Annotated in this window: 11 protein-coding genes; 3 read left to right on the forward strand and 8 right to left on the reverse strand. The window is 47.8% G+C overall.

Annotated elements, in window-relative coordinates; translation table 11 throughout:
* Positions 1-254: 254 nt before the first annotated feature.
* The 6 genes from QUA58_RS13310 to QUA58_RS13335 all read right to left on the reverse strand — a co-directional run bounded on the left by QUA58_RS13310 (position 255) and on the right by QUA58_RS13335 (position 5297).
* Complete coding sequence (locus tag QUA58_RS13310; protein WP_333394429.1) at positions 255-1031, reverse strand: DUF6816 family protein; 777 nt, start codon at positions 1029-1031, stop codon at positions 255-257.
* A 254-nt stretch (positions 1032-1285) separates the two neighbouring features.
* Entirely contained in the window at positions 1286-1690 is a 405-nt protein-coding gene (locus tag QUA58_RS13315; protein ID WP_333255493.1) for a ChuX/HutX family heme-like substrate-binding protein, read from the reverse strand.
* Positions 1691-1810: 120 nt separating this feature from the next.
* The gene (locus tag QUA58_RS13320) at positions 1811-2764 is read right to left on the reverse strand and encodes a PhoH family protein (RefSeq protein ID WP_333255495.1); all 954 of its coding nucleotides are present in this window, start codon (positions 2762-2764) and stop codon (positions 1811-1813) included.
* Between the two features lie 372 nt (positions 2765-3136).
* Positions 3137-3625 carry a KH domain-containing protein gene (locus QUA58_RS13325; protein WP_333085049.1) on the reverse strand — a complete coding sequence of 163 codons (489 nt, stop codon included), beginning with the start codon at positions 3623-3625 and terminating at the stop codon, positions 3137-3139.
* Entirely contained in the window at positions 3597-3881 is a 285-nt protein-coding gene (gene rpsP / locus QUA58_RS13330; protein ID WP_333255498.1) for a 30S ribosomal protein S16, read from the reverse strand. The genes QUA58_RS13325 and rpsP overlap by 29 nt, the downstream gene beginning before the upstream one ends.
* Before the next feature lie 81 nt (positions 3882-3962).
* Complete coding sequence (locus QUA58_RS13335; RefSeq protein WP_333255500.1) at positions 3963-5297, reverse strand: D-alanyl-D-alanine carboxypeptidase; 1335 nt, start codon at positions 5295-5297, stop codon at positions 3963-3965.
* A gap of 351 nt (positions 5298-5648) precedes the next feature.
* Here QUA58_RS13335 and plsX point away from each other — a divergent pair, with 351 nt between their 5' ends.
* The 3 genes from plsX to fabD all read left to right on the forward strand — a co-directional run bounded on the left by plsX (position 5649) and on the right by fabD (position 9278).
* Positions 5649-6698: a phosphate acyltransferase PlsX gene (gene plsX, locus QUA58_RS13340; protein WP_333255502.1), complete on the forward strand. Its 1050-nt coding sequence runs from the start codon at positions 5649-5651 to the stop codon at positions 6696-6698.
* 295 nt (positions 6699-6993) lie between these two features.
* Positions 6994-7995, forward strand: coding sequence for a beta-ketoacyl-ACP synthase III (locus QUA58_RS13345; protein WP_333394430.1), 1002 nt, complete (start codon positions 6994-6996; stop codon positions 7993-7995).
* Positions 7996-8396: 401 nt separating this feature from the next.
* Positions 8397-9278: an ACP S-malonyltransferase gene (gene fabD, locus QUA58_RS13350; protein WP_333255506.1), complete on the forward strand. Its 882-nt coding sequence runs from the start codon at positions 8397-8399 to the stop codon at positions 9276-9278.
* Between the two features lie 932 nt (positions 9279-10210).
* Here the strand turns inward: fabD and QUA58_RS13355 are convergent.
* Together QUA58_RS13355 and QUA58_RS13360 are read right to left on the reverse strand one after the other, a co-directional pair.
* Positions 10211-10687: a cyclic nucleotide-binding domain-containing protein gene (locus QUA58_RS13355; RefSeq protein ID WP_333394431.1), complete on the reverse strand. Its 477-nt coding sequence runs from the start codon at positions 10685-10687 to the stop codon at positions 10211-10213.
* Positions 10688-10809: 122 nt separating this feature from the next.
* On the reverse strand, positions 10810-13854 hold the full coding sequence (locus QUA58_RS13360; protein ID WP_333394432.1) for a HEAT repeat domain-containing protein: 3045 nt from the start codon (positions 13852-13854) through the stop codon (positions 10810-10812).
* Between the last annotated feature and the right edge of the window lie 43 nt (positions 13855-13897).

Raw genomic sequence — 13897 nt, forward strand, 5'->3', positions numbered from 1 at the left:
GCTTGTGACCCACTCACAAAAGCGTTCCCAGACGTTGGCGCTTTCGCGCTGCTGTAAGGTTGTTGTCATGGTTTTATAATTGCTGTATTTGGTTGTCAATGTTCGGATGATGTTTCTATTATTAACGGTTTTGTTAATCTTTGTAAAGGGGTTGAGCGACAGTTAAACTGATAGAAGTCATCAGGAAAGCTGATGAAAGGAGAGAGGGGCGAACAAGGTCGATCGTTGCTAGGTCGATCGAGATGACAGCTTAATTATGCCCGCACCAACTCCAACCGATATTGGTACAGAGCCACAGGATGCCCCCCAGCCGCAAAATAATCCGGGTCTTGCGGCGACAAATAAATTGCTGTCACCTGATCGGCCTCAATTCTTTTACTCGCAGAATCTCCATTTTTTCCGCCTGCAACCACTCGATAAGCCGTTGTAGTTTCCACCTCGTTTAAATAAATATCAGACTCTCCTCGAAAAATCTGCTGAGAAATCTCTGTAGACACAAACTCGCGAGGATTCGGCGTCTCAGTTCCCCGACTGGTAACAATCGAAATTAATTGGCGTTCCCCTTTCAAAACAGTAATTTGGCGGTTGGGATTTGTCGGATCGACTTTCACCGAAACTACGCCACGATCGCCTAAATAAGCCTTGGCAATATTCAAACCGTTAAAAGTGCGATCGGCTACAATCTTTTGAGCCTTTTTAAAGGTATAATTAGAAATCAACCCAAAATTTTTTTCAGGTTTAAATCGCACTTTAAATAATACCGGCTGCTGCAAATACTGGCGGTTGCTTTCAAACCCTGGCGTGACAATATTTGGCGCTAAAGGAGCGGCTAAATCTACCAAAGTGCTCGCAACATTCCAATTACCCGCCATCCAGTCGGGATATACCAAATCTCCCTTAGCGACAGCGATAGGAGGCTTGCTTTCCCAATTGGGAAAACTTGATATGCGATCGCCCAAAACGCCCGATCTCGCAACGCCACCCCACAGCAGTAACACCAAAACCAGACAAAAACCCCAAATTACCTTCATACCCAATTACATTCAAACAACTAACCTGATATTTCTCTTTATCTTCTTTCTCTCTTCGGGGCGTTCTCTGCGCCCTCTGCGCTTCATTAATTCAAAAATTAGACAACAAATCAGTTAAACATCATATTTTATACCATTTTCATAAACAGGCAAGATGCCTGTTGCACAAAAATAAATGTTCTGCTTGTGGGGAGTAGGGGTTGGGCATCCTGCCCACCCCCAATATGCAATTTAAAGGTGGAAAAGCCTATTTTTTAAAGCGCCTCAACAGGTGCAGGTTCCCAAACCTCCCCGTATTTTTCCTTTAATTCGTGCCAATTTTCTACCTGTCCCGGTTCGTATTCCCCCGGTTTTCCCCACTGCAAAAACGCGCTCAAAGCAGCCTCATTTTGCTCGTCGAGGAAACGAATTGCATAAGTTGTAAAATTGCCTCTTTTCGCCTCCCCAGTCTCGAACTTCACCTGTTTGATTTTGTCGATATTCAGGTGAAATTCAAATATTTCGGCGTGCATATTTGCATATTTACCCTTCGGCAACTCCGCATAAAACAGCTTGTGAATTGATCCGCGCACTTCCAGCACAGCCGCGCTGCTAGTCACGATCAAACGCAGCGTTCCCAATTTTTCGCAAGCTTCTAAGAATTCTTTCAGATTAGGCATAATTTGGGAATTAGGAATTGATAATTGGTAATTGGGAATTGGTAATTGGTAATTGGTAATCACAACCCAAAACACCAAATAACTAATAATACCCCATGACAACTGACAACTGACAACTGACTATTTTTCGTGCAGTTCGTAAGCCGCAACAATCCGCTGTACTAGCGGGTGTCTCACCACATCCGCCTGATTGAATTCGCAGAAAGCAATGCCCTCAACGTTTCCCAGTATTTTTTGGGCAACTGACAATCCCGACTGTTGGTTTGGTGGCAAATCTGTTTGAGTGATATCGCCCGTCACTACCATTTTCGATCGAAAGCCGAGACGAGTCAACACCATTTTCATTTGAGCAGGCGTTGTATTTTGAGCTTCGTCCAAAATTACGAAAGCATTGCTGAGAGTGCGCCCTCGCATATAAGCTAACGGAGCTACTTCGATCAGGCCTCTTTCCATTAAATCGGCCATTTTTTCGGGGTCGATTATTTCTTGGAGGGCGTCGTAAAGCGGACGCAAATAGGGATCGACTTTTTGCTGCAAATCTCCCGGCAAAAATCCTAATTTTTCCCCAGCTTCTACGGCTGGCCTGGTTAAAATCAGCCGTTCGTACTGCTTGCTTAACAGCGCTTGTACAGCGAAAATAGCTGCTAGAAATGTTTTGCCAGTACCCGCTGGGCCGATGCAAAATGTCAGGTCGTGGGTGCGTACTGCTTGGACGTATTGCCGCTGCTTGAAGGTTTTGGCTCGAATTTCTTCGCCGCGGCGGGTTTTGGCGAGTACGTCTCGTTGCAAGTCTTGCAAATCTTCTTGGCGGTTGGTATCCAATGCGTAGCGCGCTGTTTGGATTTCTACTCCGGTGATGGTTTTGCCGGATTTCCAATAGTCGGAGAGCGATCGCACTAATTTATGACACAATTCTACTTGGCTTTTTGTGCCGGAAATCAGCAGTTCTTGCCCTCGCATAACCAGGTTAGCACCGGTTTGCTTAGAGATAATTTTCAGGTTTTCTTCTTGATTACCGGCCAGCGACATTGCGCTTTGAGTGCTCGGTAACTCTATTGTTAGTTTTTCATTCATGCCAACATAAGCTCCTCCAAATAAGCAATTAAAATTTAACAACTAAGCGTTAAACGACTCACTATTTGCGAACAAAAAAACGCCAGTTACTAGGTTTTACCTAGTATCTAAGGCGTCTTTTAGATTTAGCCCAAATGAGTTTGGTGCTTGAGGCACAAATCAAATCTCCCTTCTATTAAGTCAGGCAATTTTAGATTTTAGAGTGGAAATTTTAGATTTTAGATTAACCTGATGCCGCTGACATTTGAAATTTAAAATTTTACATTTGTGTCCGATCGCAAAATCGGCAATTTCAAACTAAACGCGGCTTGTAATACACAGTCTACAACAGGCAATCTAAAATCTAAAATTCTTTCTTAGCTCTGCAGTTAGTTAATAACCGGGAGTATTTCTGCTCGTTCTAAACGTAGGTGTGTTAGTACGGCGAGGTTGTTCTCTCGGAGTTCTGCTAGCTAAGGGACTCGGCGACGGAGGTGGCGTCCGGGGTCGGAAGTCGCCTCGCGGCTCCCGCGAGCCACGATCAGGGCGGTCGCGATCAGGGCGATCGCGATCGCCCCTGGGCGGGCCAGATCCACGATCGCCCGCTTCACCATCGTATATATCTAAGTAGAGGGACTGACCCGCCGTCTGCGCCACCGCTTCCAGCGTAGTTCTAATTGCCTGAATATTGCGTCCGCCCCTACCGTAAACCCGGCCTTTGTCGGGATCTTCAAAAGCAAGCCTAACCCAGACCCGCGATTGGCGCGGGTGCAGTTCGCAATCAACCCGCAAAGAGCCTGGGGTCTCTAAAAAAGGCCCAATTAAAAACTTAACCAGTCCAGCGTAGTTGGGACTAGCTGACTGCTGTTGTGCTGGATTCAACGTTGGCTCCGGCTCCGACTTGTTCAAATACATGGGCTTTTCTGAGGATGTCACGCACGGTGTCAGTTGGCTGAGCGCCTTCTTGCAGGCGCTTGACAATCGCTGGAACATCCAGCCTGGTTTCATTATTTCTCGGGTTGTAAAAGCCGAGCTCTTCTAGGGGACGGCCGTCGCGGCGGGTAGAACTGTTCATCGCTACAATCCGGTAGCTTGTCTCGCGTTTTTTCCCGTATCTCTTCAATCGCAGTTTGATCATCTTCTTGCACAATAGTCTTGTTCCAATTCTAAGCTATTTTGTCAATGCTCCTTCCCCGAACCCCAACTCAACCCGTATTTCTTAACCTCCGACCAAAATATCGCTACGATTTGCTGCCCCCAAGGCAGGTCTGGCGCCGTCAATGTGCGGTGTAATTGCTAGTGGCAAAATCGATGCTGTTCCCCATTGCTGCACCAATTTTTGCAAAAATATATCTTGCTGCGCTCTCAAAGAGTCCCAATCGGTGCCGCGATTAATAATTGCAAACCAAACTAAACCCCGATCGCGCGTGGGTATGGCTCCAGCCAAAGCAATCACCGTGTCCAAAGTACCAGTTTTCACCACAGCCGATCGCGGAATGTGTCGGTGTTCCAAAGTTCCTCGATCGCGCCCGGACACCGGAAACAAGTCAGCAACTGTCAGCCCAGTCGTCTGAAGGTTGCGTCCGATCGCCTGCATCATCCCACAAGCCGCCCTCGGAGACATCCGATTTTCCACTCCCAATCCCGAACCGTTAATTAATTGAAGTTCCTCCTCCGGCACCCCCGCAGCCCAAGTCGCTTGCTGCTGCACTATTTTTGCCCCGCCCAAATCGTCGGCCAGCATCTGAGCTATTTCATTATCGCTGTGGACGTTCATCTGCTTCAGAATTTCGGCTAAAGGAAGCGATCGGCGCTTCAGCAACAAATGCCCCGAACTCACAAATTTCTCAGCAATGACGCTGCCGGCCACCGTTACTTGCGGCTTTCTAGTTCCCGGAGCCATCTTAGAATACATTGCCACCACATCCTTTGGCCAACTGCTCCCGTCGAGGGCTTGCCGCAGTATGTCCCCCGCCACCAAAGGATCGGACTCGTAATTCATGCGGAAATTGCCTGTCACCACCAAATTTCCCGCCACACGATTGATACCCATTTGATTGAGAGCATTGCCAACAGCGATCGCCTCCTCCCACACAAACAGCGGATCGCCCCCGCCGCTGACCACCAAATCTCCCTGCAATACACCATTGGTAATCGGCCCCGTTGCTCGGAACCGCGTTTCAAACTGATAATCCGCGCCCCAAGTCTCCAGCGACGCCAGAGAAGTCGCAATCTTAGTCAGCGAAGCCCCAGGCATCAGCGTCTTGCCCTGCTGACTTACCAGTGGCACCATTCCCGCTTGCACCCAAATTCCCTGATTGCCCTCAATCAAGTTCTTGTCTTTCAAATCTTTTAAATATTCCCGCACCGTCGCTTCTGCAGGCAAGTCTGAATTAGCCACATCTATTCCCCCAAAAGCCAAATCTTCTGCCACCACTAACCCGGGTATCCCTCCCCGCCAAGCCAGCACTGACGCAGCATTAGGCGCGGCACTGCGTACCCCAGCCATGTCCAGCCACAGAGATATGATTCCTGAGCTAAATAAATCCAGCATTTTTTACTCCTAAAGTCAATCGATTTGAGATTTTAGATTAAAGAATTGAAGAAAGCGCTCCCACTGATAAATCCGGGGGCTTGTGATCAGGATGGGGAGCTTTTTATCGCTCCACGGATGAATCCGGCGTTACCGGACTAAAGTGCTTGCGGTCATGTAAACTATTTCATTGATTTTTTCAATATGCCGTCAAAAATAGTAAAGTAGTGACAAAACAAGTTCTATCAGAGTAGTCGGAAATAAGAATTGTCCGATCACTAGGGCGAGCGGATTTTAGTTCTTTATTCAGACTTCTGGATTCACGCTCCTGACTTCCTGGTAGAATTTTTAGTGTTTCTCAAACATTGGTCAATGGGATCGACACGCGCAAGAATTGCAATAGACGCTATGGGTGGGGATCATGCCCCCGCCGAAGTTGTAGCTGGAGCGCTTAAGGCACAAGAAGAATTAGGCGTAGAGATTTTGCTCGTGGGCGACCCGCAGCAAATAGAAGACTCGCTCCGGCAACAAGACGCGATCGGCCGCGTCTCTACAGGTCAGCTAGAAATCGTTCCTTCTGAAGGAGCGGTGGAAATGCACGAAGAACCTTTAAGTGCCCTCAAACGCAAGCCCAAGGCTTCGATTAACGTAGCGATGAACTTGGTGAAGCAGCAGCAAGCTGATGCTGTGGTGTCCGCCGGTCACTCCGGCGCGGCAATGGCTGCTGCCCTGCTCAGGTTGGGGCGGCTCCCTGGCATCGATCGCCCTGCGATCGGTGCGGTTTTGCCGACAATGGTATCGGGCACTTCTGTACTCATTCTAGATGTCGGCGCTAATGTGGACTGCCGCCCCAAATTTTTGGAGCAGTTCGCTCTTATGGGAACTATTTACAGTCAGTGTGTGCTGGGTGTCGCCGAACCTAAAATCGGCCTGCTCAACATTGGCGAAGAACCTTCTAAAGGCAACGACGCAGCGGTGCGAACCCACCAGTTATTGGTGGACAACCCGAACATTCCTTTTGTGGGCAATGCCGAAGGCCGCGACGTGCTGTCGGGGAAATTCGACGTGATTGTCTGCGACGGATTTGTCGGCAACGTGTTGTTGAAGTTTGCCGAAGCGGTGGGCGAAGTCGTAGTCCAGGTGCTTAAGGAAGAGTTGGTCAAAGGACTCCAACATCAAATTAACGACCCTATGCTGCAAAAAAGCTTGCAAGGATTCAAGCAGCGGGTAGACCACGTTGAACACGGCGGCGGTTTGCTATTGGGCGTTGCTGGAGTTTGCATTATCAGCCACGGTTCGTCTCAAGCTGCCTCGATTTTTAATGCCATTCGTTTGGCGAAGGAGGCTGTTGACAACCAAGTGCTGGAGCGGATTCGATCGTCCAATCAGCAAAGCGCTCTGGAACAAGAAGCTGTAAATTAGAGGCAGTAAGTTGACAGTTGACAGTTGACAGTTGACAGTTGATAGCGACCTCTACCTGGAAGGAAGAGGATTGGAGTAATGAATAGTCTTCTTCTAATTTCTCCCGATCAGGGAGAGGCTTTAAACCAATTCTTTCTGGTAAGTAGGAATTAAAAATTAAAAATGTAAAATTAAAAATGTCAGCTTAAACCAACTGTTTTGCTTAAAAAAAGTAATTTCAGCAGTTTAAAAAATAATTTTAATTGGTAGTTTTTAATTTTTAATTTCTCGATCGAGCGCTCATAAATGGAGAGGAATGTTGCAGCAATCAGGGTTCGGAATTGCCGTCACAGGTAGCGGTTCTTGTATACCGCAGGTTTCGCTTGATAATAACGGTTTGAGTCAGATAGTAGAAACGAATGACGAGTGGATTGGGGCGCGAACGGGCATTCGCTCCCGCAGGCTGGCGGACGATCGCACTTCCTTGTGCGATTTAGCGTCCGAGGCATCGCTGCAGGCGATCGCAATGGCAGAAATTTCGCCGACAGATATCGATTTGATTATTTTGGCAACCTCAAGTCCTGATGATTTGTTTGGCACTGCCAGTAAAATTCAATATCAGTTGGGCGCGACAAAAGCTGTGGCTTTTGATTTGACAGCAGCTTGTTCGGGCTTTATTTTTGGTTTAGTTACAGCCTCGCAGTTCATTCGGACAGGGGTGTATCAAAATGTTTTGCTGATCGGAGCAGATATTTTGTCTCGCTGGGTGAATTGGTCGGATCGGGGTACTTGCATTCTCTTTGGAGACGGTGCAGGTGCGGTGGTATTGCAAGCTTCCGAAGTCGATCGCTTTTTGGGATTTGAAATTCGCAGCGACGGCACGCAAAATTCGTCTCTCAATTTGGCTTACAAAGCCGAGTCAAAAGAATTAATTGAAGGCGTGAATATCGGAGTAGGCGGATTTGGGCCCATCACAATGAACGGTCAAGAAATCTATCGCTTTGCCGTGAGAAAAGTGCCGGAAGTCATAGAAAAAGCTATGTTTCGGGCAAATATTAGCGCTGCTGAAATTGACTGGCTGTTGTTGCACCAAGCCAATCAGCGGATTCTGGATGCAGTTGCCCAAAGGCTAAAGATTCCCCCCGAAAAAGTAATCAGCAATTTGGCAAATTACGGCAATACCTCAGCGGCTTCAATTCCCCTTGCCTTAGACGAATCCGTGCGTCTGGGTACAGTTAAAACGGGCGATACTATTGCTGCGGCTGGTTTCGGTGCAGGTTTGACTTGGGGGGCGGCGATTTTTCAATGGGGAAGGTAATATTTGGCTGCCGGCTGTAAACTTGCTCCGGTTATTGTCGGGAGTTCGATCGAGTAAAATACAAATCCTTTAACACGCCATACATAAGGCAAGGTTTGCAGCGGTGGACCACCTGGACAGCAGTTATTGACAAGCGTGTGCTGAAATGGAAAATCCTCTATTCTTCGATCGACTTTCCCCTGCTTGAAGCTTGAAAATTGTGCTACGGCTATTAATCAGATTCAAGTAGCAAAAAAAATAAACCTGGTAAAAATCGCAGTTAGATGTTATAATTATGAGTCGCGAGTAGATAGTTCGTTAACAGAAAGATAGCGGATACCAGCGAGCGAACTTAGAAGCGGGAAAGAAAGAATTTTTGCAATCACCAATTAGCAACCACCAATTAGCAGATTACCGGAAAAATGACTAAAACAGCATGGGTATTTCCCGGACAAGGTTCCCAGGCGATCGGGATGGGTGCAGACTTATTAAACTTGCCAACAGCCAAAGCCAAATTTGAGCTCGCTAAAGAAATTTTAGGCTGGTCTGTCCCGGAAGTTTGCCAAAAAGAAGAAGCAAAACTATCTCGGACTCTCTACACTCAGCCTTGCTTGTTCGTAGTAGAAAGTATTTTGGCCGACTTAGTGCGAGAAAAAAGCGATCGACCAGCGGTAGTTGCAGGTCACAGTTTAGGAGAATATGTTGCCCTTTACGCAGCAGGCGTCTTTGACTTTGAAACCGGATTGCGCTTAGTCAAACGCCGCGCCGAACTCATGGACACTGCCTCCGGTGGGCAGATGGTGGCTTTGATCGGGTTCGACAGGCAGGAACTAGAATTGCAAATTCAATACAGCCGAGATGTGGTGCTGGCAAACGACAACAGCGAAGCACAAGTCGTGATTTCTGGAACGCCCACAGCAGTAGAAGATTTGCTTGCCAAAATCAAAGTCAAACGCGCCGTTAAATTGAATGTTTCTGGTGCGTTTCACTCTCCCCTGATGGCATCAGTGGCGGCAGAGTTTCAACTAGCGTTAAAGTCTGCAAGGTTTTCCGATGCTAAAATGCTGGTACTCTCGAACGCAGAACCGTCAGCCACTACCAGCGCAGCCACTTTAAAGCAGCGGTTGAACCAGCAGATGACCAAAGGTGTGCGCTGGCGAGAAATTTCCCTGCAATTGCCACAACAAGGAATCGATCGCGTAGTGGAAATTGGCCCCGGCAAAGTTCTCACAGGTTTGATCAAACGGACTTGTCCGGATTTAGCGCTGGTAAATGTTAGCAGTTTTGCAGATTTGCCCGCTTAGTCTATGTTTAACCTGTTATTCAACGGCAGGTTAGAAAATTGAGAGTTAACAAAGCAAGTTTTGGATGGGTTTATAGACGTGAAAATTGGTTAATTGCCCATGACTGCTGTCGGGAGTGGGTAGCATCTATGATGAATTTAGTTCCCATTCGCAATTAGCAGTCATTTTACCAGAGGTGCACAGAGCTATAAAGCAGATAGAGCAACCACTTTAGCCTCGTTCTCGCCCCCTGAAGCGGTTAGGTTTAAGCACTGTCGTTATGGTCCGTCTGCACAGAGAATCATGGAAGGAAACCACCACGGAAATTCAATTCTATCTGAGCAGTTTAGAAGATCAGGCTAAACGACACAACCAAGTGATTCGTTCTCATTGGACTGTGGAAAATAGTTTACATTAGGTGCTAGATGTCACCTTCAATGAGGATGCCAGTCGGACTCGGTTTGGTTAGCCCCCCCAAATCTGAGCTACCTCCGTCATTTAAGGTCAATTTACTCAAGCAGGAGCCGTCCAAGATGAGTTGAAAAATGAAACGTTATAAAGCTGGTATAGATAATGACTTCCTGATTCAAATCCTCAAAAGTAGTGTGAGTGAGATTTGAGCGGGTCCTAATGCAAGCAATACTTATCATAATCAATAGCCAGAATAGATGATGGAGATTAATCAATGAGGTAGAACCCCAATTTGGTGGTAGCAGGCTATCACCAACCTACCAAATTGGGGGGTCTTACTTCACGAGGATCTCTTGAATGGTGGTGTCAATTTTTTGAATAATTTCCCGCTCTTAGGTATCTCTATTAAGATGCGATTACCCTGGCATTGTGTAATCTACCAGAGAAATTGTGCGTATTCGTAATCGCTATTGGCAGCTGACAAAAGATAAATTGTGCAGAATTACCGAGCGACTAAAAACACAATTCCCAATTCCCCAATTTCATCGCATCTCAGGAACTCTCAGAGTCTCAGTAGGAGGCATAATTGCCTCTTTAGCATTCAACTTTTGATTCAACTCCCGAATCCGGCGCGACAGCAAGCGAATAATATTCACAGCAATTCCCGGCGTTTCATCAATCGCATCATATAGCTGCATTTGAGTCAACATCAAACACTCGGATTGTTCGAGAGTAGAAATAGAAGCCGAGCGAGGTTCTGCATCAAACAGCGACATTTCCCCGAAACAAGCCCCCGCTTTCAACTGTGCCAAATCCCGATCGCCTATATGCACCCGCACCGTTCCCGATACCAAAATATAAAGAGACCGACCTTCTTGTCCTTCCGTAAAAATCCTGTGCTTGGAAGGAAACGAAAGTTCATCCATTACCGATGCTAGACGCACGAGAAAATCATCCCGCAGTTCCTTAAAAATCGGAACCTCCCTCACAAACAATAGGCGTTCGACGCTGGTTAACATAATGAGATGCAATGATTAATTTAAACTTAAAAAAGGGAACAAGAAGGAAAATAAAAACGGTTGACGGTTGACGGTTAACTGTTGACTGACAATAACAACTGCCAACTGACAACTGACTCATATTACCTTTTTCCCCCAGCACCCAACTCTGCCATCATCTCTTCAACTTGAGCGGACACCAAATTATCTGGGTCATTTTGCAGCCTCGGCAACAATTCGACCAAAGCCCGCGGCGAGGCTATTTTCAAATAGGCTAACACTGCTTCGCGGACAAAACCCGTCGGGTGTTGCAGACAGACAAGAGTTTGTTGAGCCGTAAGGCTCCAGCGCGCTTCTCTCGCCAAGTGAAAGCAGCAGGCCAAGGCCCAATCCGAAAGGAAGTGGCGCAATTCTAGCAAGCGGCGCAAACGATCGCTAGGGGCTAGAGGTTTGTAAACCATCAATTCCGAGAGGTTGCTCAATTTTTCTCTTTCCGAGTGTTGATCTAACAAATTGATGAGCGATCGCTTCCTAACTATATCCACAGTATTATCGAGAATTTCCAATCCCCTAGCAACCAAAGAAGGTTGGCCAGAAGCGATGTTGAAAGCAGCCGCTTGTACCGTGTCCAGCGGATAAAGAAACTTCATCAGCAAAAAACACCGCTCCCTAGCATCAGCTTCCAACCCCGCCAGAGCACGCTGCAACAATTGAGCCGGATCGTTCCCAGGTTCCCGGGCGCTGTTGGCTTCTCGCTCTGAGAAATTGCCGTAGCTTGTTACCCCAGACAAATCTACCAGACCTGCATAAATTTGACCGATAAACATCAACTCCTGTTCGATGAGAGTTTCCAAGCCGCTACGGCCGATGCGGTCTAGAACCCCTTCTATCCCCGCTTCCGAAGGCATTTTTAACAGAATGCGGAGGATATTGCGCCTCGTCGTTCCCCAAGCCGTCATCAAATTGCTGACCAAAATGTCGATCGCCTCCACAGTCCCAATTTGACCGAGAGCCGTCCAAGCTTGCAACCTGACCAAATCCGACTTGTGGATATCCTCAGCCAAATACACGAGCAAAGGAATAGCATCGTTGTGAAGTTTGACTATCGCCTGCAAAGCCGCTTCCCGAGTCGATTTGTAACCGAGTCCGCGCAGCAGCGAAGGATAATATTCTTCCGAATGAGTAGACGAAATCACGTCTAACAGAGCGCAGCGCACTCGCAGAGATTCATCTTGCAACAGATTGGGGATGTACAGCCGTAGTCCTTGCAAATAATCAGCTTCTCCCAGAGCCCGCGTCCCCATCACCCGTTCTCGCTCTTGCTTGTGCGTCAGCATTTGGCGCAGCGTGTTAGTCGCCTCTGCCTTTTGCTGGCGATCGCCCCTTCTCATAATTAAAGCAGCCGCCGTACCCCGCACCACCGGATCGACGGTCGGCTGCAAGTAAGGCCGCAAGCTCTCAATATTCGGTTCAGCTTCCGTCAGCCAGATGTAGCGCAAAGCCAAGGCCAGCACCTCCGGCGGCAAGGATTGCTGCGAGAGTGCGCGGACAGATTCTAAATATGCGGGGTTCGGGTGTTGCAGCATCGTTTCCAAGCTCTGGCGCTGCAAAACTGGCGGCAGCGAATCCAGGATGGGAGCCAGAACTTCTCCGACATTTTTGGGGTCAATTTGCGTCAGGAGTTCTATGCAAGAGCGCTTTTCATCTTCGCCCCCCGGCTTTTGTAGAGTTTCCACCACTGCGCGCTTAAGAGCTTTGAGGTCAACGTCGGTGACGCCCAAGCGTCCGCGTTCGGCACTTTTGACCAACAAACCCACGTATTGAGAGCGGATCAACCATACGACAAACACCCACAACAGTGCCAATATGACGATCGCGCCAATAAATATCAAGCTTTGCTGGTCGTGAAATACCTCTTCATCTTGCTGGGGGAGTATCTTGCCTGTCACGAAGAGCATAATCAGGATGCCGACTCCTGTAACTCCGCAGGACAAAGGTTCGCCCACACCGTTGACCAGAGTTTGAATTCCCGATCGAATATTGTCGGGAATCGGTTGAAATAACACCGGGCTAACGGTTTCCAAAAGCGTGTAGTGAAGCAGTTCGTCTAAAAATCTCAGCAATATTAGCCCGATAAACACAGATACTAGCTGGCCCAGAGATGCTCCTATGGTCAGCACCCCGAGTATAGCGATGCCTGCCGGCAAAATCATCGCCGTCACGAATACACCGATTCTTTCCACCAACCGGCTCGAAGCGAACCACTGAGTCGCCACTTGAAACAAGCCTTGTATGCCTTCATAAATGCCCAGGAAACTAGCGATCCAGCTAGCTCCGTCCCCCGGGTTTTGGTATTCTAACTGGCTATAGAATTGGAAATCTATCAGCACGTAGACGACTTCTGCCAGGATGAAGAAACTGACTAGAGGTACGGCGTATTTTTGGAGCGGGCCTGTAACTTTGCGGGCGGTAAATTCTTCTTGGTCGTCCTCTTCGTCATCATCCGTCCAGTGAGCCGTTTCCGGGAATGCTTGGCTGTATTTTTCCGTGAGGTAGTAGAGCAACACCGAGCCTGTCGCCACCATCAACCCCGATATGAGGGTAACGTTTTTGAGTCCGACTACGTACAGTAAAACAGGCAGAGAAAATCCGCTGACTACTCCAGCGACTAGATAGCCGCTACTGACTAGCGGATAGGTGCGCTTGATTTCTCTAATATTAAACAGTTGGTTGGAAGTGATAGAAGTATTAAGGTCGTTGAGGACATAGCAAGCTTCTACCCACAGCCACATCAAAAAAATAGTAATAAAAGCGATGCTGACGCCAGCTATCTTAGTATTTTCGTAGCCGATGCCGAATCGAAACAAAAATAGCGGTATCGACATCATTGCCAGAACAACCACTACGGTGCGCCTTAGCGGCAGGATTTTTTGCAGCCACGAGTAGACAAATCCCAAGCCAGAACCGATAAACGCGCTGGCTATGTAAATCCAGGGCATTTTGTCTGCACCAAATTCATCTAGAAAAAGACCTACTGTGCTGAGTTCCAGCCAGATCAGCCCGACGGAGGTTAGAGTGTAGACGAGGAACATCAGTACGGTTCGCTCTACTTCTTCCGATCGCAGGTTGAGCGATCGTAGCACTCCTTGTCTTACTCCCGCCGAACCGCTGATTTGAAAATTTTCCATGCAGCGTTGATTTCCCTGTGTGGTAGCTTATTCCTGACTAAAT

Origin of the sequence: Microcoleus sp. N9_A1 (genome assembly GCF_036701795.1) — a bacterium.
In the GTDB taxonomy this organism is placed as follows: Bacteria; Cyanobacteriota; Cyanobacteriia; order Cyanobacteriales; family Microcoleaceae; genus Microcoleus.